This window comes from Glaciecola siphonariae (assembly GCF_042652645.1).
Classification (GTDB): Bacteria; Pseudomonadota; Gammaproteobacteria; order Enterobacterales; family Alteromonadaceae; genus Glaciecola; species Glaciecola siphonariae.
On sequence record NZ_JBHSGU010000002.1, the window covers coordinates 1,629,482 to 1,649,749 of the forward strand.

Here is a 20,268-nt window from a genome sequence, read left to right on the forward strand (position 1 = left end):
GACCCTTACTCGTTTGACTCTACACAAATTGAACGCTTTGAACAATTTTTAATGCTTACGATTATTCTAAGCAATATGTCGTTTTTAACTCACGTGATCTCGTGGCAAGAGCACCAGACAATCTCAAAAGGACGTGTCAAATAAACACACCCAAGACACCACAGTTTTATTTACAAACTCACTTTTATTGCTTGAGCCACCTTTTTAGATAGCGCGACGGCATCATCCACAGAATCAGCTCGTGCCAAGGTCACACCCATGCGCCTGCGACCTTTTACCTCAGGTTTGCCAAATAGTTTGATATCGGTATTAGGCTCTTGCAGCGCTTGGGCTAAATTGCTAAAACTAGGCTGTGATGACTCACCTTCAACCAGCAAAGCGGTAGATGCCGACGGACCATAAAAAGTAATATTCGGAATAGGAAGGCCTAAGAACGCGCGGGCATGAAGGGCAAATTCTGACAAATGCTGAGAAATTAGCGTGACCATGCCGGTATCGTGCGGGCGCGGAGACACTTCGCTAAACCATACCTCGTCGCCTTTTACAAAAAGCTCCACGCCAAATAAACCATAACCGCCAAGTGCTTCGGTTACCTTGGTGGCAATTTCTTTAGCCTCTTTTAATGCCGCCTCGCTCATTTTTTGAGGTTGCCACGACTCTCTGTAATCGCCATCTTCTTGTCTGTGTCCAATGGGTTCACAAAACGAGGTTCCGTCTTTATGTCGAATCGTTAACAAGGTAATCTCATATTCAAAGTCAATAAGCGATTCAATAATAACTTTGCCTTTGCCTGAACGACCGCCCTCTTGGGCATGTTGCCATGCTTTTTCTAAGTCGTCTTCGCTTTTGAGCAAAGACTGCCCTTTGCCCGACGAACTCATAATGGGCTTAACAATGCATGGAAAACCCAAATGACTTGCCGCTTGCTCAAAGTCCTCCCATTGTTCAGCAAAAACAAAGTCTGACGTTGGCAGGCCAAGCTCTTCTGCTACCAAGCGCCGAATACCCTCACGGTTCATGGTTAAATGAGCGGCCTTCGCTGAAGGTACTACCTTAAAGCCGCGCTGCTCAAGCACAATCAATGCGCTGGTTGCGATGGCCTCAATCTCCGGCACAATATAATCGGGCTTTTCCTTTAAGGTTATTTCTCTTAGCGCTTGTTCGTCGAGCATCGACACGCAGTGGCTTCTATCTGCAACCTGCATCGCTGGCGTATTTTCATAACGGTCGAGTACAATCACCTCGCAGCCCAAGCGCTTTAGTTCAATAACCATCTCTTTGCCAAGCTCACCGCCGCCGCACAACATCACTTTTACAGCAGTGTCAGAAAAGGGTGTGCCCAGAGTGACTGTTTCAAGTGGAGTCATAACGAGCCTCGCTCTGAGCTTAGGCCTGCAGAATCTGTTGACGGGGCATCTAGTGTTAGCTCGGCAAGCTTAAACGACGCAGAATCGAATACTCTGTTACCCAATCCATAGGCAGTAAAGGTGACCTTGCTCTGCTTTAAGTCGTCTTCCCAATCGATTTCAACAATACCGTAGTGGGTATCGCGCACCACCTCACTCACCCTAAAGGTATTAGCCTCGTTCACTTCGCTGTATTTTTGTGTCATACCGCTTGAGGTAAAATCCCAAATCGGATAAGGCACTTTGCTGCCCTTTTGGCCAGTATCTCGAGAGATTTCCATTAGATGACGGTCACCCGATAAGAAAAACACATTGTTAGCTTTACTCTTTTCAATCAGTGCGTACAAACGGTCGCGCTCATGCGGCAGATTGCCCCAACTTTCCCATCGATGCTCATAGGCTACGACTTGTATGCTGCTAACAATAATACGCACATCGGCAGGCACTAAAAGCTGCTCGCTAAGCCATGTCCATTGCTCGGCCCCTAATAAAGACTTGCTGGTATCGTTGCTTGGTAAATAGCTGCCAAATCCTTGAGGACGAGGACCATCAACTTTTTTTAACTCGTCTCGATGGTAGCGGGTGTCGAGCATAATCACCTGCACCTTACGTCCATCATCTTCTATAATTTTGCTATGATAAATGCCCGCCTGCTGCCTAATTGGGTCGTCTTTGGCGAAGCCAAAAAAGTCTAGAAACGCCTCTTGGCTTTCTGCTTTGAGCGGAAATTCTTTACCCGCATCATTTGCCCCATAGTCGTGATCGTCCCACGTACCCATAATCGGTGTGCTCGCTCTAAATGCAGCAAATTCAGGCTTTGCCGCTACCGCATCGTAGGCCTCTTTGAAGCGGGCTGGGTCGGTTACCGGTCCTCTTATGGCTTTGCCTTGCTCGTCAAACTGCACGTCTGCGTATTGGTTGTCACCGATGAATAAAAACAAATCTGGGTTCATCGCGGCAATATCGGTCCAAATAGGTTGTGGCTCAGAATCATAGGCGCATGAACCAAACGCAATGGTAAATTCACTCGCTTGGGCATATGTAGTGCTGGCAATCAAAACAGCGCCTATTGCTACGCTACTTACCGCTCTTGAAATAGAACTAAGGCCAATAGTTAGCCTGTTGCTAACGAAGCTGGTTGATAACTTTCCTTTTTTCAACATGGGTTTCTCTACTTTAAGTATTTGCTATTAAGTGTTTACGATTAAATGCGTGCACATCAAAACGCTCTTTACTGCTGACTTAAACGCTTACCAAACGATATGCCGTAAGCGGGTGAGCGCATTTTTAAAACAGGATCATCGCTGGTTTTAATTCCGCTTGGTACTACGTTCGGGTCAAAATTAATCGCGGTGCAGGCATCACCACCAGCTTGGTTAATTTCAAGTGTGCCCAAAGTAATAACCGGACGCTCTTCAGGCCACTGCTGTGACGGATCGATTACGCTATCTTGCTCATTGCCTATTGCCGCGCTTAAGGTAAAGCTTACTGTGCCTTCGGCTAGTTCTGAGGTTAAGCGCTCTTCTAAAAACGTTGGAGGCAAAGTTTTGCTCTCTTCTTCGCTTAGGCCCAATACGCCGGCATCGGGCGATAAGTGCCATCTAAATTTAGTTTGCTCACCTTGCTCATTCTCAAAAAAGAAGGTGTGAATACCAAAATAGTCAGAGCGCGAAAACGACGCTGGCGCTGGGTTGCTTCGCGCATAGGCTAATGCGGGTTGCACACTGGGATTAGCCGCAATGTAAGCGCCAGTTTTAGCTGGATTTGCTTGGCCGTTTTCGTCCGGCAGTAATGTTTGTAAAAAACCAAAAAAAGTTTCAGGGTTTTTACCGGTAAAAACAGGTGAGTTGTTTCCAGTAATATTATATTTATCGCCGCCCGGAAGGCTAAGCTGTATACCGATACCGCGGGTGCCAGGCGTGCGTTCGTCGGCTACTGGGTTAGGTCCGCCCAATGAAAACCGCACCTGAGCGGGCAAGCTTTGCTGCGTTAAAAAGCTAGCGTTTGAATACTGTAAGGCATCTTTTGCGGGTTTAAAAACACCTTGAGCACACACCCCTCGGGCATGCGCTTTTCGCATACCTGGATGCTGGCCGCCAAGCTTGGCAAAAAGCTCAATAAAGTCATTAGCACTTACCGATTCTGGTGCTTTCTGCGCCAAACTCACACTGCTCGTGCATACAAGGGCAAGTGAAATTGATACGCCGGTGGCTAGCTTGCATGCAAAACGCTTTGCAAGAGTGGGTGCTTGTTGTTGATGTATTTTCATATTGCCCTCAGTTTAGTTCGCGACTCGTACTGCGCGAATAAGATTTTATACTTACGGTTTGTCGGTTACCGCTCCGGTAGAAGCAGAGCTTACAGTTTTTGCATATTTTGCCAGTAAACCGCGGGTATAACGGGGCGCTGGTTGCTTCCATTTGGCTTTGCGCGCAGTCAGCACATCGTCGCTTAAGTTGATGCTTATCTCTCGGGTTTCGGCGTCAATAGTTATACTGTCACCGTTCTCAATAAGTGCAATTGGACCGCCCTCATATGCCTCTGGACAGACGTGCCCCACTACAAACCCTCGGCTACCGCCTGAGAAGCGGCCATCGGTAATAAGCGCAACGTCGCTGCCTAAACCTTTACCCATAATGGCAGATGTAGGGCTTAGCATTTCGCGCATACCGGGCCCACCTTTTGGTCCTTCATAACGAATTACCACCACATCACCGGCAACCACGTCGCCTTCAATGATAGCTGCAAAGGCCTGTTCTTCTGAATCATACACTTTAGCTGTGCCGGTAAAGCGCAAGCCCTCTTTGCCGGTAATCTTGGATACCGCACCTTCAGGCGCCAAATTACCGCCTAAAATAACCAAATGACTGTCTTTTTTAATAGGTTTATCAAAGGGAAGAATAATATCCTGACCATCAGGATAGTCAGCAACGTTAGCAAGGTTCTCAGCCATGGTTTTGCCCGTGACCGTCATGCAGTCGCCATGCAGCATGCCAGCATCTAACAAACGCTTCATGAGCGGCTGAATACCGCCAATCTCAATAAGCTCCGACATCAGATACTTTCCACTCGGGCGCAAATCTGCAATAACAGGCGTTTTCTCGCCAATTCGCACGAAGTCGTCAAGGCTAAGCTCCACGCCGATAGTGTCGGCCATGCCGATGAGGTGAAGCACCGCATTGGTTGACCCACCCAAGGTAATGATAAGCGTTATAGCGTTCTCAAAGGCTTTTTTGGTCATAATGTCAGAAGGTTTAATATCTTGCTCGAGCAAGTAGGAAATTGCCTTACCTGCATTCACGCAGTCTTGTTTTTTGCTATCTGATACCGCGTTTTGCGCAGAGCTATTGGGCAAGCTCATACCCAATGCTTCAATGGCAGATGCAAGGGTGTTTGCAGTGTACATGCCCCCACATGAGCCAGGTCCTGGAATGGCGGTTTTTTCAATTTCTTCGAGCTGCGTTATGGGAATATCACCCGATGCATGCCCTCCCACAGCCTCAAATACCGAAACGATATCAGTATGGTTTTTACCCGGCAAAATTGTCCCGCCGTACACAAATATAGATGGGCGATTTAAACGCGCTAACCCCATTAAGCAACCTGGCATGTTTTTATCACAACCACCTATGGCAATAATACCGTCGTGGCCCATGCAGGCCGATACTGCCTCAATGGAATCGGCAATGACTTCGCGGGAGACAAGAGAGTACTTCATTCCTTCTGTGCCCATTGAAATGCCGTCTGAAATAGTAATGGTATTATAAATAACACTCTTTGCCCCAGCGCTGTCTACGCCCTTTCCTACCTCAACAGCCAGGTCGTTAATGTGCATGTTGCAGGGCGTAACCATGCTCCATGTAGAGGCAATCCCAACTTGTGATTTTTTAAAGTCTTCGTCGCCAAATCCGACTGCTCGCAACATGGAGCGACTCGGCGCCTGAGCGGTGCCATCAACAATTTTTTGAGAATATTTACGGGGTTTTTCTGAGCTCATTTACCTTACCTTGAATGTGTACTGACATGTTTGATTTGAAGAATTTACCGACTAGCAGTGAGATACGCAATAACTATAGAGTTGTATGGCGCAATACACAATCGCAGGGTGACAAATAAACGCCAGCGGCGCAAAATTACGTTACTATAAGAACAAAGACTATTATTGTTGATATTAAAGAGGTTAAGCATGCGGATTTGTGGCGTTGAAATAAAAGGTACCGAGGCAATTATAAGCATTCTCGATTACCGCGAGGGCCTGTTTACTGTGCCGGAGTGCCGAGCGCGAAAAGTCGAATTTAGCAAGCGCAACCGCACCAGCGACCTAGCCTATTTTCAAAGTTCATTCGGAAAACTCATGGTCGACTACAAGGTTGAGCGCGTGGTCATAAAAGAACGCCCTTTGGCCGGGAAGTTCTCTGGGGGCGGTCTAGGTTTTAAAATGGAAGCTGCCATACAATTGCTCGATGGCATAGAAGTGCAAACCATGAGCGCACAAGTGTTAAAAGCTAGCCTTAAGCGTAATCCTGTATTTGTGGCCTTTTCAGAAACAGGCCTAAAGGTATTTCAAGAGCAGGCCTTTAACGTTGCATTTGCCTCACATATGAATGACGAATATCCACCTGAACTACACGACAACAAGCTTGATACAAAAGCCAAATAGCAGCAAATAATAATAAGGGAGCGTGGGTTAAGTCTTACGAAAAGCACATGGCCGAAATGAACCGCTTTAAATTCTTGAAGCAATACGGCGTTTAGGCTCATAAGTAAAACCTAGTGGAAGAGCAGAGACATACTTTATTTGCAATAATGCAATACGCATAAAAAAGCAGAATCATCCATTCTGCTTTTTTGTTTAATTTATAGGCTTATATTACAAAGTTACGTTTTTGTTTCTGAACGAGCGAGCAAAGCTACCTAAAGTTTTGCTGTTGCAAAATACCACTTCGTCATCAATGCCGTGCTTTGCACGGGCTCTTTGCTCGCCTAATACAACGGCATCCACACAAAGCTGCGACTCTTTGTTGTCAAGCGCCACTAGCTTGTACGTGCTTAACTGTTGCTTAATTGCCTCTTCGTTTGCATTGCTTTTTACCGCGTATTTGTTGGCAAAATCTTCAATACTTACACCGTTGCAAGTTACCGAGCGGCTGAATGATGAAAAGGTCATATCTTGTTTTGCAACAAACAGTTTTGCCGCATTTAGGCCTTTGGTTGCCGCAACATAACAAACCTGTGTTTCTAGGTTATTGTTAACTGGTTTTAAAACAACGTTGCTGGCAGCAGTAGGCGCAGCAAATACAGTGCTTGGTGCTAGAAAAGATAGTGCTAATAAAGTAGTAAGTGCTTTCATGTTGTTCCCCAAATCTTGGTTAAGTCGATAAGTGTTTAAATGTAATAAAATTAGATTTATGTTGTGTGATGAGACTATTATCGACACAAAACGGGGAATAACCAGATATTTTTGTAATTTAATTACAGTTTTAATATAATTTTGATGTAATTAAACAATTTAATGTAACTAAATTACACTAAGCGTTTAAACCATTAACATTTGAAATAAACTGTTTACTTTAGAGAGAGCGTAAAGCAGCGTTGAGCTCATTGAGCGCCTTAACAGAAAAACCACGGTCATAAAAAAAGCGTACCTTTCCCTTCGCATCAATCAGAATAAGCCTTGCATAGTTATAAGACGAACAGCCAAAAACGGATAACACTGCGGCCAAGCTTTAGCCACTCAAGTTATAAGTAAACCGCAGCTTTTCACTGCAGCTTGCACCCAAACCTTGGTAAAAATGAATCGCTTTTGTATTCCAAAGAGGCGTTTGCCACTGCAGCTCACCAAGCCCTTGATCTGTTGCGGTCTGAATTGCGACATTTAACAACTGTAATCCAATTTTGCGCCCCCTCATCTGCTCGGTGACATATAAACAGTCCATATGCATGTACTCTTTACATTTCCATGCCGAAAACTCTCGGTTAAGCGCGCAATAACCCGCGGGCATGCTCTTATTCCGAGCGATAAAAATAAGCGAGCGAGGATCAGGACAATCGAGTTCATCGACCAACCTATCATGAAGGTTTTCAGTTAAAAATTCCGCTTTCTCATACCTCGCGTGTTCCTGCATTAAATTGATGATTATAGGAATATCATTTGAATTAGCTTTGCTAATAGTAACGCTCAACCTTATTCACCCTTCGTCAACGTAAAGCCCTCATCGAGCCAACCGGTTATGCCTCCGTTCATGCGTTTTACCGGAAGCGAAAGACTGGCTAAGCGCACTGCCGCTTTGTCTGCACCATTACAATGAGGGCCTGCGCAGTACACTACAAATAGTGTGTCTTGTGAGTAGCGTTTCATGTAAGAGGCGGTCATTTTACCATGTGGAATATTAATAGCGCCTTTGATGTGCCCATCGGCGAATAGAGCAGGAGAGCGCACGTCAACTAGGATGAAATCAACCTCATCGGCCTGCAAGCTCTCGTGCGTATCCCAACAATCTGTTTCAAAGGCTAGCAATGCTGAGAAGTGAGAAAGAGCTGTCTGAGAATTTGCCGCTGGTGTTTTCGTTACTGCTGTAGTCATTGTATTGCCTCATGAGAATAATCATTTGATGGATATCCTAACCTAGCGCTTAAAAAAAAAAAGTGGCTAAAATGACAAGTACTGGTAATATTCGGCCAATGAATGATAAAAAATATAAACACAGTGTTGCGGTTTTAATTAGCGATGGCTTAGGAACGTTTGAGTTCGGTATAGCTGTAGAGGTCTTTGGACTTACTCGCCCCGAATTTAATTTCCCTTGGTACAAATTTATGGTTGTCAGCACGCAAGCAAAGGCAGTCAACGCAAGTGGAGGCGTGAGCATTGCCGCAAATTATTCAATAGAGGCATTATCCGTTTGCGATACCATCATTATTCCAAGTTGGCATAGTTACAGCGACAAGAAAGATGCGTTGCTAATTCAAAAATTACGAGAGGCAGCAGAGCGCGGAGTAAGGTTTTTATCTATTTGCTCCGGTGTTTTTTTGCTTGCTCAAGCCGGCTTATTAGACGGTAAAAAAGCGACAACACATTGGAAACATTTACCAAAGTTTAGACGCGCCCATCCTCAAATTGAGTTAGATGAAAATGCACTATATATCGACCAAGGCAACGTGATTTGTTCAGCAGGGAGCGCTGCGGGTATCGATGCCTGTTTGCACTTGGTCCGCAAAGATTTTGGCTCACAAATCGCCAACCAAGTAGCACGCAGATTAGTTGCCCACCCTCACCGCGATGGCGGGCAAACTCAGTTTATTCCAAACCCAGTTGCCAAGTTAGAACGCAATGCTATTAGCAATTCTATTGATTGGGCCTTGGCTAATTTATCAGAGCAAATCACGATAAAAGAGATGGCGATGCAGGCACACATGAGTGACCGTAGCTTTCATCGCAGGTTTCGCGATACTACGGGTGTTTCACCCTTGCACTGGTTACAGCAAGCACGCATTGCTAAGTCCAAGGAATTATTAGAAACGACTAATTACAAGATGGAGCATATTGCGGAGCTTTCTGGCTATTTGACTCACGAAACCTTCCGTGTTGCATTTAAAAAACGTGTGGGGGTTTCGCCAAGTGCTTACCGCGCGAGGTTTAGGAGTGATTGATATTGATCGCCGCACTGGCGGCAGTGGCACTAGTAAAGCGTTTTATATTTGGGCAGATAAGGGCCAGCGCAGATTCATGCAAGAGGCCGAACGCCTTCGCGCGTTGAGTAAGTGATATTGGGTGTTCAATAAAACCTGTGTTTGTGCTGTGTAAAACACGACTTTTTATTGCGAGGCTGTGCGCATATTCTATACTCCCAATGCGCAACACCGCACACCCATTTACTTTACGAGGAGGGCATGGAACACATGAATCACTTAAAAATGCTAGAAGCAGAAGCTATACATATAATGCGAGAGGTAGCGGCTAGCTTTGATAACCCATGCATGTTTTACTCCATCGGCAAAGACTCTACGGTAATGCTGCACCTGGCCCGTAAGGCCTTTTATCCTGACAAAGTACCTTTTACCCTGCTACATGTTGATACCACATGGGAGTTCCATGAAATGGGCGCGTTCCGCGATAAGCTTCGCGACCGCCTTGGTCTTGATATTATCGTGCATATTAATCAAGAGGCGCTCGATTTAGGCATTCATCCTATTGAATCAGGTTCAGTTAAATACAACGACAATATGAAGACTATTGCCCTGAAGCAGGCATTAGATAAGTATAAATTTGACGCTGCGTTAGGCGGGGCACGACGCGACGAAGAAAAATCCCGAGCAAAAGAGCGCGTATTTTCAGTGCGTAATGCAGACCATCAATGGGATCCAAAACAACAGCGCCCAGAGCTATGGTCTTTATATAATACCCAAATTAATAAAGGCGAATCGGTCAGAGTGTTTCCACTGTCTAACTGGACTGAGCTCGATATTTGGCTCTATATCTTGCAGGAACAGATTGATATTGTACCTCTTTATTTTGCCGACGAGCGCATGAGCTGGATAGATGAGGATAGTGGGCAAATTTTGGGCTTAGACGATGAACGCATGTTGCCTTATCTCACCGAAAAAGAAAAAGCCAGCTTAAAAAAACGCTGGATACGGTTTAGAACACTAGGTTGTTATCCGCAAACCGGTGCGGTGTTAAGTAAAGCCACCACACGCGAAGAGATCGTAACCGAAATGATTTTGAGTAAGACCAGTGAGCGAGAGGGGCGATTGCTCGATAAAGACCAAACCGGGTCTATGGAGAAGAAAAAGCGTGAGGGCTATTTTTAGTTTTTTGCTTTTATTCTTACTGCTTTTATTGCCGCATTTATTGCTACTGATGATGCAAAGGCGTAAAACAAAAAAAAGGCCCCAAATCTGGGGCCTAAAAATCACACTCTAGGGAAGGACACACAAAACACCCTTGAATTCAATCTACGATCACTCGTTTGATATCTTATCAACAGTGCCAAGTATCACGATTAAATAGACACCACTTTTGCCAAAATAATTCCATTTATTTTCGATTTTTTTGATATTAATTTTTCATAAAAAATTTATTCTATATTTATCAACAACTTAAAAATAAATAATTTCTAGGTAATTTGCTATTTTTCCTTAAACGTTTAAGTCATTTCGATAATTGCGACCGATTTCTCAAATCAGCACCGAGTATCTTGTAAAAATGCCTAGTAAAAATTGCAGCGCTCATAAGGCGCCGCCAAAATATATATTACTGCTCGCTCACCTCAGGGGTACGATATTTATTAAACCAAGCAATGATGTTTTCAATCTTACCCACTAAGCGCGACGGTCGTGATGCTATACCATGCGACGCTCCCGGTACTTTCACCAATACCGTGTCGACTTTACGAAGCTTTAAAGCTTGATAATACTGCTCGGTTTCAGACATGGGTGTGCGCTTATCGTCGGTGCCGGTGATAAGCAGCGTAGGAGTAGTGACATTACCCACTAATGACAGAGGCGAACGCTCCCAATAATGCTCAACATGATCCCAAGGCATGCCGGGAAACTGATAAGGGATTTGGTATAGACCGCTGTCGGCGGTGAGCACTTTAGACAACCAATTGATCACCGGTTTAGCGACCACAGCAGCTTTAAATCGGTCGGTTAAACCAATAGCATAGGCGCTGGCAATACCGCCTGCCGACCCACCAGTAATAAATAGTTGGTCGCCGTCAACAATGCCCTTTTCAATCAGCGCATCAATGCCCGACATATGATCGGCAAAGTCATACTTTGATGAATATTTGTTTTGCAGCAACAAGGCAAAGCGCTCTCCGTAGCCTGTGCTTCCCCGATGGTTGTTGTAAAACACAATATAACCTTCAGCCGCCATACGCTGAAGTTCCGCGCTAAAATGAGGGCCATATGCCAAATGCGGGCCGCCATGAATTTCTATGATCAGAGGATATTTTTTACTGCTGTCATAATCAGGAGGCAGAATATACCACCCGTGAATTTCTTCCCCATCAATCGACGATGCATAAGTAAATTCTTTGATGTCGCCTAAAGTTTTATGCCCAAATATATCTTCGTTCAGCGCAGTTAATTGACGCTCTTTACTGCCTTGACGCACAAAAATATCGGCAGGACGGTCGTGACGACCTTTGGTGAACGCAAACGTACCGTCAGCATAGCTATAATCGCCGCTCGTATATGGCCGTCCAAGAGACTGGCCGCCTAAACCCTTGGTTACTGAACTATGCTTGCCCGACAGCGACACATAGTCAATTTGCGTAACGCCGCGCAGCATTTGCTGATAATACAAACCTGCATTACCCTTCCATTGAAAGTTAGACAAGGCGTTGTCGATGTTAGCAGAAAGGTTTCGGTCATCGCTGCCGTCAACATTCATTACGTGTAAATAAGTGTTGCGGTAAGCGAGCTTTTTATCATCCCGTTTACCATAGGCAATCAGTTTTCCGTTAGGTGACACAACAGGCGCATTTTCAGCGCCCGGGGCATCGGTTATCTGGGTAATCTGTCCACTTACGCTAAGCGCATAAATATTAGATTCGCCCGGTTCATACTCCCAGTTCTCGCTTCGGTTTGCAGAAAAATAGATATGTTGACTATCGGCAGCCCAAGATAAGGGACCCCGATGATGATATGGGCCTGAACTAAGCTGCCGAGCGCTGCCACCGTCTGCCGGCACCACAAATATTTGCGTATATTCCGGTTTCAAGGTTCCCCTACCGTCGGCTTGATAGCGCGCCTTTGTGATATATTCAAAGTTTGGTGACCAACTAGCCCCGTCAGGTTTTGCTGGCATTTTCACTGAAAACGGCTTTTCATCTGCTTTTACGCTCATGGTAAAAGCAATATGTTTACCATCAGGTGACCACGTAATTGATGACGGGGTTGATGCAAGATTGCTAATAAGGGCCGTCTGACCGGTATCTACCCATCTTACGTACAGTTGTGTTTTACCCTCTTTATTCGATAAATAGGCAAGACGCTCTCCATTTGGCGACCACCGAGGAGAGTAAGCATTTTTACTAAGCGACACTAGCGGACGATGCTCACCGTCTTTTACGCCCAACGACCAAATACTAGAGCGCGTGCTGTCGGTCATAATGTCATTTGACCGCCGCACGTATACTACCGCTTCGCCGCTAGGTGAAACTTGAGGGTCGCTTGCTACCTCAAGTTCAAAAATATCTTCAGCACTGAAATAGTTAGCGCGCGAATCGGGCGCTTTTTCAGATTGACTTTGAGCAGCAAGACTTGAAGCGCAAAAGCTAATCGCAAGCAATATACCCGTTATCATGCGCCGCGGAGTTGATGGAACTGTTGTTTGCTTCACCTTGTTTGTTTTGTTCATGGCGCTGGTCGTCCTATTGTTTTTATTGTGGCTGCTTATATTTGGCTAACGTTGCTTATGGTTTATATAAATAACGGTTAATGTTAGTTATGGTTCTTTTTAATTATGGCTATTGTTAGCAAGAATCGTTCGAGAATAAACACTCGCTAGCACGAAATCAATACGCGCATGCTTGTGGCTAGCATTCAGGCTCAGCCTGCTATATTCTTTCGGCTCAAAATTTACATAGGGGAACCAAGATTGAAAACCAAACGCATAATTTCGAGCCTGCTTGCTGGATTATTGATAAGTAGCGCAAGCTTATCGCAGGCGACCGTTGTTGAAGTACGCACCATCATGGGTGACTTTCAGGTCAATTTATTTGACGAGGCAACACCTCAAACCGTTGAAAACTTTTTAGAATACGTCAATTCCGGTGCTTATGCAAACAACGTTGTGCACCGCAGCGTACCCAATTTTATTGTTCAAATGGGCGGGTTTACTTATAACAACGATTTTCAGCTTGATAGCGTTGCAACCGGCACGCCGGTCAACAATGAGCCGGTATTTTCAAATCGCCGCGGCACTTTAGCCATGGCCAAAGCAGCCGGTAATCCAAACAGCGCAACATCACAGTTTTTTGTGAACCTTACCAACAACTCAAGCAATCTTGACGTTCAAAACGGTGGTTTTACTGTGTTTGGACAAGTTTTGGGGGATGGCATGAGCGTAGTAGACAGTATAGCTGCGTTACCGGTTTTCAACTTTGGCGGTGCATTTTCTGAGTTTCCATTACGTGACTACAGCGACGCTGATGAAAGCAATTCGGTTGTTCCTGACGACACTAACATTGTGATTATTACCGACATTGTAGTGATTGACGATGCCGTTGTAACTAATCCAGACCTAAATCCTGTGCGAAACACCCTAATTAACGCCACCCCTAGCCAACCGGATGCACCTAGCTCAAGCAGCAGCGGCGGAAGTTTTGGGATAGGATTTGCGCTGCTTCTTGCGTTTGTCATGGCAACAAGGCGCTTTATAACCCGTCGATAGCTATATCGACGGACAATGTTAGTTTAAACAGAGGATTTGACTACAGCGTTCTTAACAAAGTGCATAAAACAAATTAGTAACCCCAAGGAGTTTGCGGTAGGTCAACCGGTTTAGTCAGGTCGAAATCTACCCTAAACTCCCGCCCTTCTCTAACGAGTCTGTAAGTAAATGTGTTCTCGTAAACAAATACCTGCCACGTGTTTCCTACCGACTGCGCCAGCCCCATATCAACAAAAAGCTCTTTAGAATATTGGTCTGCCGGAAACGACTGCATGTGCTTATAACCTGCGTCAATGGTGTGTCCGCCATACATAGTAAGCGGATCGTCACTGCCGTCTTGTTTGCGATGGTCGTGCTTTAGGCTGAGTCCACTGCCGGTTTTTGTAATGATCCAAGTGCGCGATGCGTTGTCGCCAACATGAAAGGGAACCTGTAGTTGCGAGTCTGTGCAGCTTCTCACATGCATAATAAGCGGTGCGTTGAAAGCAGGAGACGGGTCATTGTCAAATACGACATCTCCAGCAAATGCTTTGCCGCAATGCATGGCAATAAGATCGAAAAATGCATCGTGAGTGGGAATGGATACAAGAGGCGCAGGACGCAAATTGGAGAGCGCATTATGTGAAATGAAAAATACAAAAAATGACGCAAGCACGTAACGACACAACTTTATTAGCATAATATATGACCTTCTAGAGTGAGACCTTTTAAAAAGTATTGGGTAAAAAACAGCGATACATCTGGGCAGTAATATCGACTGTACGCGTGGTTATTATGCATGCTTGTGCACTGAATAACACGTACCATACTTATCGCAGTGTTTTTTTAATGGCGAATATGCTCAGGCACATCAACGCTTATAGAGCGCGTATCAGTGTAGCCCATATTATCAATTACGGTTAAGTCAAAACTCAGTCGCCTTGGAATACTAGGATAATCGCTGGCCTCGTTTTTCGCTTTTACCTCAAATGCAAGAATCACTGGCGCTTTGGCGTACTTTTCATCCACGGCATTAGACACCGACAAATATAAAGTGTTGCTGTTGGCATTCCATGAGCCGCCTCTTATAAACGACTGCTCATTTATTAAGTACGGCAGCATGAATTTGCCATAGCTGATTGGCTGCGGGTCGTATTCATTTTTGGCGCGTAAAATGTCGTCCACATCAAATATCCAAAAATAAGGATAAGTATCATCGGGCAGATAGGTTCTTTCGCCTCCGTTTGTATTGCCCCCGTCAACTTGCGATATTTTATATCCCACTCCGCCCTCTAGGCCGGCGTGTCGACCAAACACAATGTATTTTCGGGTGTTAGGCACAATAAAACCAAAATGTGCAGAGGCCAGTAAGCCCCATATGGGATCGTTCGGCAAAGTTGACTTGGCATTGGCTCCTTTAGAAATCAAATTCGCAATGCTATATGCCATATGCATACGCGTGGGAATACGCGGATTAACACTAATGTTGGCATCAACAATATCCTGAGGATTGAACGAGAAGAGACTAGGCCCGAGGGAGTAGCGATTATCAATCGAAAAATTAGAGCCCCAACCTGCTAAGTATTCTCCTTTCAAAGCGTGGCGCATATCTTTTGGAATTTCAGACATAAAACCAGCCGCGCGCGACTTACCCTCGAGTTGTAAAAAACCTTTATAATCGCTATTAGCTAAATCATAGGCGTTTGACGCATGCTGAATATTCCAAGGCCTACCTTTGGTGTCATAAGTATGCTCACAGGTGATAATAAGCGAGTCCTTATAAATCAGTAGGCCGTTAATCACATAGTTATCAAGCTGCCCTACCGTGGTTTTATCTTGCACTTTAAAGTAGTTTTGTAGCACCTCGGCAAAGGGTAAATCGGCGCTTTTATCGTTTAACCCGAACTGTGCAGGTATTTTCATTTCGGCAACGCTACCCTTAGTCCCGGCTACAAAAATGGATGTATTCTCGGGATTCACGCCGATAACGCTTGGCCCAAAGTGAGTGCTACCTTCCTCGCCAGCATCAGCATCTACCCTAAAAGCGCCCGTATAAGTAATATCAACGTGATTTTGAATTCCCTTGGGAATGGCTACATTTTTTGGCGAAGGGATAGGTAAGTCGGGTGATAAGTCGCTGGTAAAAACACCGATATCGTTGTGCTCAAAGCTTGGGATTGCAAAGCTGAGCGTTTCGGCATGAGGGTCGATTGCAAGCAACGGCCCTTCAGTTTGACGCCAAATATATTGCACAATATTGCCATTGCCCGATGAAGAAGCCTTGGCGCTTAGCGTAATACCCTTAGTCGAGACATCAGCTTCAACCACCGCTGATACTTTGCCGGTGCCGGCTTTTACCAATACGCTTATCGACTTTTTTGCTCGGTATTTTTTGCCTTGTTTATTTTTTGCCCTCGCGATGGCAGTAAAGTCTAAAGTCAGTAGTGTGTCTTTATCTAACGACGGAGCTTTAAAATACCAATGGCGCCAGTCTCGCTCAAAACGCGTTTCACCCACTAGGCTCAACTCATACCTACGGCTGGCCAAGCTCGGCTTTAACTTCCATCGTACAGACTCTAGGCCGCCTTTCGCCTTTACCGACGACACATCAAGCAGCACAGTTTGACCGGCCACCATGTCTGGCAAGCGGTCTGGCATTTCTGATAAGTCGACCGCTGGCGCGCACAGTGCAAGCGTGCCGTAAAACAAAACGGCGAATAAAATAACTGATTTGAGCATAATAAAACGGCTCTGAGCCCCTTGCATCTTGTTGATTCCTTGTTTGTTGATTCCTTGTTATGGTTAAGCAGCGCTGCTACTCATGTTAACAATTGATAGTACAAAACAAAAAATACCGAGGCTTGGTGTTTTACCTTCAGTTTGTTAAACATTGGCCTTGTTTCACGTTTGCTTTGTTAAAAGTTTGCTTTATTAAACGCACCGGTTAACAACGTAGCACAGCATGGTACAAACATTCATCTTTATGCTACGGTTTGCACTCTATCAGTATTGTGTCAGAGCACCCATTTACATGAGCAAAATTAAACAAGACCCTAGAATAGACCCACGCATAAAAGCCGTATTTGGCAAAGTGAATATGAGCGGTGCGCGCGATGTAGAAAGCAGAGAAGCGGCCCTAGAGGCCGCCAATAGCGAAAAAGCAATTGCCACCCGACAGATGATAGGAAAATTTTTGACGCTGTGCGACACCGAAGATATTGCGCCATCAAAGGAACTCGTTGTGTCCGATAAACGCTTTGTGTCATCGCCCGATGGTAATACTGTTCAAATTCAATTTATTCGCCCTGACACAAGCGACGTACTGCCCTGCGTATATTATATACACGGTGGCGGCATGGCCACGATGTCGTGTTACGACCCAAACTACAAAGCGTGGGGCAGAATAATGGCGGCTCAGGGCATTGCTGTTGCTATGGTAGATTTTCGCAACGCACTGGTGCCGTCAACATCTGTTGAAGTGGCTCCGTTTCCTGCCGGTTTAAACGATTGTGTATCAGGGCTTGAGTGGCTAAGCGATAACAGCGAAGCACTTTTAATTGACCAGAATCGAATTGTTGTGGCCGGTGACAGCGGGGGCGGTAATTTAGCCATTGCGTGTGGGCTTAGCTTAAAACAACGCAAGTCGATGTCGCTCATTGCCGGCATATATGCTATGTGCCCCTACATAGCGGGCAAGTGGCCCTTACCAGAAAATCCTTCGTCAGTTCAAAACAACGGGCTTTTACTCGACCTGCATAACAATCAAGCCGCGATGATTTATGGCATAGAAGAGTTCGAAAAACGAAATCCTCTAGCTTGGCCAAGCTTTGCAACATTAGACGATGTTAAAGGTTTAGTGCCAACCGTCATCAGTGTGAATGAATGCGACCCGCTGCGCGATGAAGGAGTTAATTTTTATCGTTTACTGATGCAGGCGGGTGTTAAAGCCCGATGCAGAGAGCTTATTGGCACCACTCATGCAATTGAGGTATTTCCTATGGCCTGCCCCGACATAAGCTATGAAACAGCAGCCAGTATTGCGCATTTTTGCAGGTCTTCGGCTGGTTAAAAAAATAATTTACGTTTTTTTCAAGTTTTTACTAAAGAAATGAAAAGTGCTGCCGTTACAGATTGCGGGTGAGTATATTTTTGCATAATTGCGTATGCCCCCAAATACCATGAGTTAAGCTCTGCTAAAAAAACTAAAAAAGAAGGAGGGAAGACGTGTATATACCTACGCAATATCTTCCAATAAATACAGGTAGAAAAAAGCCGGCAAAGCGTGAAGCAATTTCTTTTGATAAAACCGATAGTAATCCTGATACTGCAACCAGCGCGCTGCATTCTCAGGTGCTGCTGTACGATCAACGAGAAGGTAAAGACCGGCGCAAAAGAAACATCAAACCATTATTAGATACGCGAACCGGCCGAGGCCGTCGTAGAGACGAGCGAAGTAAGGCAATAAGCATAACTGCTTAACTTATTATGCTCTAGCGCTTTACTTGCGTATTTTACAGTAAGGTATTGTAAATATGTGATGGGTAGACGAATAACAGCCTGCTGGTTAATCTGGCAGGCTGTTTTTTTATGTGCATGGATTTGAGTTGCATTTAGCGTCAACAAGCGCTGGCGCTATGGTGCTTTTCAACCTTACAACTCTACCGCTTTTACTGCATCTGTAAGAGACGAAGACTCAATGTAGGCTATGACGCTTGGATTTGAGGCGACTAGCTCAATAACCTCTGCATCACTCATCATCTCTTTCGGTGGTATGCCCTTACCCGTAAATACGAGTTTTGACCAGTAGGCAGACACCTGAGATGAACTTCTACCTAATATACTCTCATCAAACTGTTGACGCATCGCACTGTCTGGAGATTGATTGACGGGGATAGATTCTGAACCATCTGCAAACTTTTTCTCTTTTCCTAAAAAGATGCGCTGTATCGTTTTTTCGTCGAGCTGATTAGCGTTTGCTTTATTAACAATCACCGTTAATTCAGCATTCGCGATAGATGCAAAAAGAAGAAGGCTAGCAAAACTAAGTATGTGTTTAATCATAATATTATCCTCAATTAAAATACGTAGTTAACTGCAAGTCTAAATAGATTTGCATCGTTTGTATCGTTAATATCATCACCGTTAGAGACATATTCCCCTTTCAGCGCAATGCGTGTACTAAAGTCATATCGAAGACCAAACGTCCATGCATCCCAGTTTTCCATTTGATTTAATTGTATACCGAGTACCGCGGGTGCTATGGCTTGTTGAATTGGCTGCGCTAAAGCACTGAGCTCTTCTAGGAATTTTAAGTCGTCTTCCCCATCACGCTTTTGATAAGTGAGCGAAGGGGTAAATTTACCTAAGCGGATACCGCCGGTTACATAGTACGCAATATCATCAGGAGTAAAAGTATCTTCATTGGTGTTTAAAGTATATTCACCCGATATAAACCAATCAAAATTGTCGTAGCTGAGTGATAATCCGTAAAATAAGCCCTCATCGTCATTGAAAGCTAAAAGGTCGGCAAGTTCAGGCGCAAGCGGCGCGAAACTTGCCAGAATTTGGTCCACAGCGGCAAGCTCTAGTGTGCCGTCTGCACGCCCGTAATTAAAGCGAGCTTTGAACGAATCTTTGACCATTTCAGCTGACAAAAGCAGTGTATTTTCGCCTTTTAAGCTAGCAAACAGACCATCGCCAACTGGCACGCTTGGGTTTGTTATCACACCATAGGCAGCTGTGAGCACATAGTCCCAGCCAGCACCATATCCATTGTAAGTAACTTTTACTCCGTCCATATTATTAAAGGCAATAGCATAAACAGAGTTTGGCGGCGTGATCCAGTGATAAGAATAGCCGACATCTAAAGACTCGCTATATAAAAACAATGGGAGCCTTATGCGACCGGCAGAAATACTGATATTGTCGCTGGCAGCGTAAGAGAGGTAGGCCCATTCAAATTTTGCGTTAAAGTCGTCAGAGCCTCGAGATAGTATTTGTCCAGTGGCGCTAAGTTTGTCAGTTATATCGCCACTCAATTGAAGTGCAAAAAGACTTTCGTTACTAAAGTCAATATCATCGGTGTAGCCAAATAATTCTGTGTCTGTATCAGAGTACCCTGCAACTAAATTTGCAAAGCCATTTATTCTAATTTCAGCTTTAGTCACTGAGCTTAGTGTCAGTAAAATAAAACTCGTAAATACGAAAAGTTTTTTCATGTTATGAGGCCTAGTTAAGTGTTTATTGGTAGTTAGGAATAAGTATTTAAAAATTTTGACGCAAACTCCTATCGACCCACATGGCTCGAACTTTAGCTACTTTGAAAAGTTGTTGCTTAGTATTTAATAAAATAAATGACGCGGGCGACCTTACTAAAAGAGAAATAGAAAGGGGCAAATGGAAAAGCTCGAAAAATGACATCGGCAAGGGATATGCGTAAAAACCTAATATTTATAATTACTTAAATTAAGATGAACTAGGTGA

Annotated in this window: 19 protein-coding genes; 7 read left to right on the top strand and 12 right to left on the bottom strand. The window is 44.7% G+C overall.

All coding sequences use genetic code 11. From position 1 onward, the window contains the following. Positions 1–170: 170 nt before the first annotated feature. The 4 genes from purT to ilvD form a co-directional block, all read right to left on the bottom strand. Positions 171–1,367, bottom strand: a complete 1,197-nt coding sequence (gene purT / locus ACFO4O_RS08555; RefSeq protein ID WP_382407419.1) for a formate-dependent phosphoribosylglycinamide formyltransferase — start codon at positions 1,365–1,367, stop codon at positions 171–173. Next, on the bottom strand, positions 1,364–2,569 hold the full coding sequence (locus ACFO4O_RS08560) for an alkaline phosphatase D family protein (protein ID WP_382407421.1): 1,206 nt from the start codon (positions 2,567–2,569) through the stop codon (positions 1,364–1,366). The genes purT and ACFO4O_RS08560 overlap by 4 nt, the downstream gene beginning before the upstream one ends. 68 nt (positions 2,570–2,637) lie before the next feature. After that, the gene (locus tag ACFO4O_RS08565) at positions 2,638–3,675 is read right to left on the bottom strand and encodes a catalase family peroxidase (protein WP_382407423.1); all 1,038 of its coding nucleotides are present in this window, start codon (positions 3,673–3,675) and stop codon (positions 2,638–2,640) included. 51 nt (positions 3,676–3,726) lie between these two features. Then, on the bottom strand, positions 3,727–5,403 hold the full coding sequence (gene ilvD, locus ACFO4O_RS08570) for a dihydroxy-acid dehydratase (protein WP_382407425.1): 1,677 nt from the start codon (positions 5,401–5,403) through the stop codon (positions 3,727–3,729). Positions 5,404–5,592: 189 nt separating this feature from the next. Between ilvD and ACFO4O_RS08575 the strand changes: the two genes are divergently transcribed. Next, positions 5,593–6,066: a DUF3010 family protein gene (locus tag ACFO4O_RS08575; RefSeq protein WP_382407427.1), complete on the top strand. Its 474-nt coding sequence runs from the start codon at positions 5,593–5,595 to the stop codon at positions 6,064–6,066. 210 nt (positions 6,067–6,276) lie between these two features. On the opposite strand, the gene ACFO4O_RS08580 is transcribed toward ACFO4O_RS08575, so the two are convergent. From ACFO4O_RS08580 to ACFO4O_RS08590, 3 genes are all read right to left on the bottom strand, one after another. Next, positions 6,277–6,756, bottom strand: coding sequence for a hypothetical protein (locus ACFO4O_RS08580; protein ID WP_382407429.1), 480 nt, complete (start codon positions 6,754–6,756; stop codon positions 6,277–6,279). Between the two features lie 376 nt (positions 6,757–7,132). After that, positions 7,133–7,588 carry a GNAT family N-acetyltransferase gene (locus ACFO4O_RS08585; protein WP_382407431.1) on the bottom strand — a complete coding sequence of 152 codons (456 nt, stop codon included), beginning with the start codon at positions 7,586–7,588 and terminating at the stop codon, positions 7,133–7,135. Positions 7,589–7,590: 2 nt separating this feature from the next. Further along, positions 7,591–7,989 carry a rhodanese-like domain-containing protein gene (locus ACFO4O_RS08590; protein ID WP_382407433.1) on the bottom strand — a complete coding sequence of 133 codons (399 nt, stop codon included), beginning with the start codon at positions 7,987–7,989 and terminating at the stop codon, positions 7,591–7,593. A gap of 71 nt (positions 7,990–8,060) precedes the next feature. Between ACFO4O_RS08590 and ftrA the strand changes: the two genes are divergently transcribed. The 3 genes from ftrA to cysD all read left to right on the top strand — a co-directional run bounded on the left by ftrA (position 8,061) and on the right by cysD (position 10,214). Beyond that, entirely contained in the window at positions 8,061–9,053 is a 993-nt protein-coding gene (ftrA, locus tag ACFO4O_RS08595; RefSeq protein ID WP_382407435.1) for a transcriptional regulator FtrA, read from the top strand. Continuing rightward, positions 9,046–9,168, top strand: a complete 123-nt coding sequence (locus tag ACFO4O_RS08600) for a hypothetical protein (RefSeq protein ID WP_382407437.1) — start codon at positions 9,046–9,048, stop codon at positions 9,166–9,168. Before ftrA ends, ACFO4O_RS08600 begins: the two co-directional genes overlap by 8 nt. Before the next feature lie 125 nt (positions 9,169–9,293). Next, entirely contained in the window at positions 9,294–10,214 is a 921-nt protein-coding gene (gene cysD / locus ACFO4O_RS08605; RefSeq protein WP_382407439.1) for a sulfate adenylyltransferase subunit CysD, read from the top strand. A gap of 442 nt (positions 10,215–10,656) precedes the next feature. On the opposite strand, the gene ACFO4O_RS08610 is transcribed toward cysD, so the two are convergent. Next, positions 10,657–12,771: a S9 family peptidase gene (locus tag ACFO4O_RS08610; RefSeq protein ID WP_417398457.1), complete on the bottom strand. Its 2,115-nt coding sequence runs from the start codon at positions 12,769–12,771 to the stop codon at positions 10,657–10,659. Between the two features lie 240 nt (positions 12,772–13,011). Here ACFO4O_RS08610 and ACFO4O_RS08615 point away from each other — a divergent pair, with 240 nt between their 5' ends. Beyond that, entirely contained in the window at positions 13,012–13,806 is a 795-nt protein-coding gene (locus ACFO4O_RS08615) for a peptidylprolyl isomerase (RefSeq protein WP_382407441.1), read from the top strand. Between the two features lie 73 nt (positions 13,807–13,879). Here the strand turns inward: ACFO4O_RS08615 and ACFO4O_RS08620 are convergent, their stop codons facing one another. Both ACFO4O_RS08620 and ACFO4O_RS08625 read right to left on the bottom strand, forming a co-directional pair. Next, positions 13,880–14,485, bottom strand: a complete 606-nt coding sequence (locus tag ACFO4O_RS08620; protein WP_382407442.1) for a hypothetical protein — start codon at positions 14,483–14,485, stop codon at positions 13,880–13,882. 146 nt (positions 14,486–14,631) lie between these two features. Continuing rightward, on the bottom strand, positions 14,632–16,551 hold the full coding sequence (locus tag ACFO4O_RS08625) for a hypothetical protein (protein ID WP_382407444.1): 1,920 nt from the start codon (positions 16,549–16,551) through the stop codon (positions 14,632–14,634). Between the two features lie 265 nt (positions 16,552–16,816). Here ACFO4O_RS08625 and ACFO4O_RS08630 point away from each other — a divergent pair, with 265 nt between their 5' ends. Together ACFO4O_RS08630 and ACFO4O_RS08635 are read left to right on the top strand one after the other, a co-directional pair. Further along, on the top strand, positions 16,817–17,854 hold the full coding sequence (locus ACFO4O_RS08630; RefSeq protein ID WP_382407446.1) for an alpha/beta hydrolase: 1,038 nt from the start codon (positions 16,817–16,819) through the stop codon (positions 17,852–17,854). A 155-nt stretch (positions 17,855–18,009) separates the two neighbouring features. After that, positions 18,010–18,264, top strand: coding sequence for a hypothetical protein (locus ACFO4O_RS08635; protein ID WP_382407448.1), 255 nt, complete (start codon positions 18,010–18,012; stop codon positions 18,262–18,264). 171 nt (positions 18,265–18,435) lie between these two features. Here the strand turns inward: ACFO4O_RS08635 and ACFO4O_RS08640 are convergent, their stop codons facing one another. Together ACFO4O_RS08640 and ACFO4O_RS08645 are read right to left on the bottom strand one after the other, a co-directional pair. Continuing rightward, on the bottom strand, positions 18,436–18,846 hold the full coding sequence (locus tag ACFO4O_RS08640) for a phosphate ABC transporter substrate-binding protein (RefSeq protein ID WP_382407450.1): 411 nt from the start codon (positions 18,844–18,846) through the stop codon (positions 18,436–18,438). A 14-nt stretch (positions 18,847–18,860) separates the two neighbouring features. Further along, positions 18,861–20,003 carry a porin gene (locus ACFO4O_RS08645; protein WP_382407452.1) on the bottom strand — a complete coding sequence of 381 codons (1,143 nt, stop codon included), beginning with the start codon at positions 20,001–20,003 and terminating at the stop codon, positions 18,861–18,863. Between the last annotated feature and the right edge of the window lie 265 nt (positions 20,004–20,268).

What these genes read in the sequence shown, in the direction of transcription:
- ACFO4O_RS08620 (WP_382407442.1), bottom strand. Translation starts at nt 14,485, where the DNA reads ATGCTAATAAAGTTGTGTCGTTACGTGCTTGCGTCATTTTTTGTATTT.
- purT (WP_382407419.1), bottom strand. Translation starts at nt 1,367, where the DNA reads ATGACTCCACTTGAAACAGTCACTCTGGGCACACCCTTTTCTGACACT.
- cysD (WP_382407439.1), top strand. Translation starts at nt 9,294, where the DNA reads ATGGAACACATGAATCACTTAAAAATGCTAGAAGCAGAAGCTATACAT.
- ACFO4O_RS08645 (WP_382407452.1), bottom strand. Translation starts at nt 20,003, where the DNA reads ATGAAAAAACTTTTCGTATTTACGAGTTTTATTTTACTGACACTAAGC.
- ACFO4O_RS08590 (WP_382407433.1), bottom strand. Translation starts at nt 7,989, where the DNA reads ATGACTACAGCAGTAACGAAAACACCAGCGGCAAATTCTCAGACAGCT.
- ACFO4O_RS08630 (WP_382407446.1), top strand. Translation starts at nt 16,817, where the DNA reads ATGAGCAAAATTAAACAAGACCCTAGAATAGACCCACGCATAAAAGCC.
- ACFO4O_RS08625 (WP_382407444.1), bottom strand. Translation starts at nt 16,551, where the DNA reads ATGCAAGGGGCTCAGAGCCGTTTTATTATGCTCAAATCAGTTATTTTA.
- ACFO4O_RS08575 (WP_382407427.1), top strand. Translation starts at nt 5,593, where the DNA reads ATGCGGATTTGTGGCGTTGAAATAAAAGGTACCGAGGCAATTATAAGC.
- ACFO4O_RS08640 (WP_382407450.1), bottom strand. Translation starts at nt 18,846, where the DNA reads ATGATTAAACACATACTTAGTTTTGCTAGCCTTCTTCTTTTTGCATCT.
- ilvD (WP_382407425.1), bottom strand. Translation starts at nt 5,403, where the DNA reads ATGAGCTCAGAAAAACCCCGTAAATATTCTCAAAAAATTGTTGATGGC.
- ACFO4O_RS08580 (WP_382407429.1), bottom strand. Translation starts at nt 6,756, where the DNA reads ATGAAAGCACTTACTACTTTATTAGCACTATCTTTTCTAGCACCAAGC.
- ftrA (WP_382407435.1), top strand. Translation starts at nt 8,061, where the DNA reads ATGACAAGTACTGGTAATATTCGGCCAATGAATGATAAAAAATATAAA.
- ACFO4O_RS08560 (WP_382407421.1), bottom strand. Translation starts at nt 2,569, where the DNA reads ATGTTGAAAAAAGGAAAGTTATCAACCAGCTTCGTTAGCAACAGGCTA.
- ACFO4O_RS08565 (WP_382407423.1), bottom strand. Translation starts at nt 3,675, where the DNA reads ATGAAAATACATCAACAACAAGCACCCACTCTTGCAAAGCGTTTTGCA.
- ACFO4O_RS08610 (WP_417398457.1), bottom strand. Translation starts at nt 12,771, where the DNA reads ATGAACAAAACAAACAAGGTGAAGCAAACAACAGTTCCATCAACTCCG.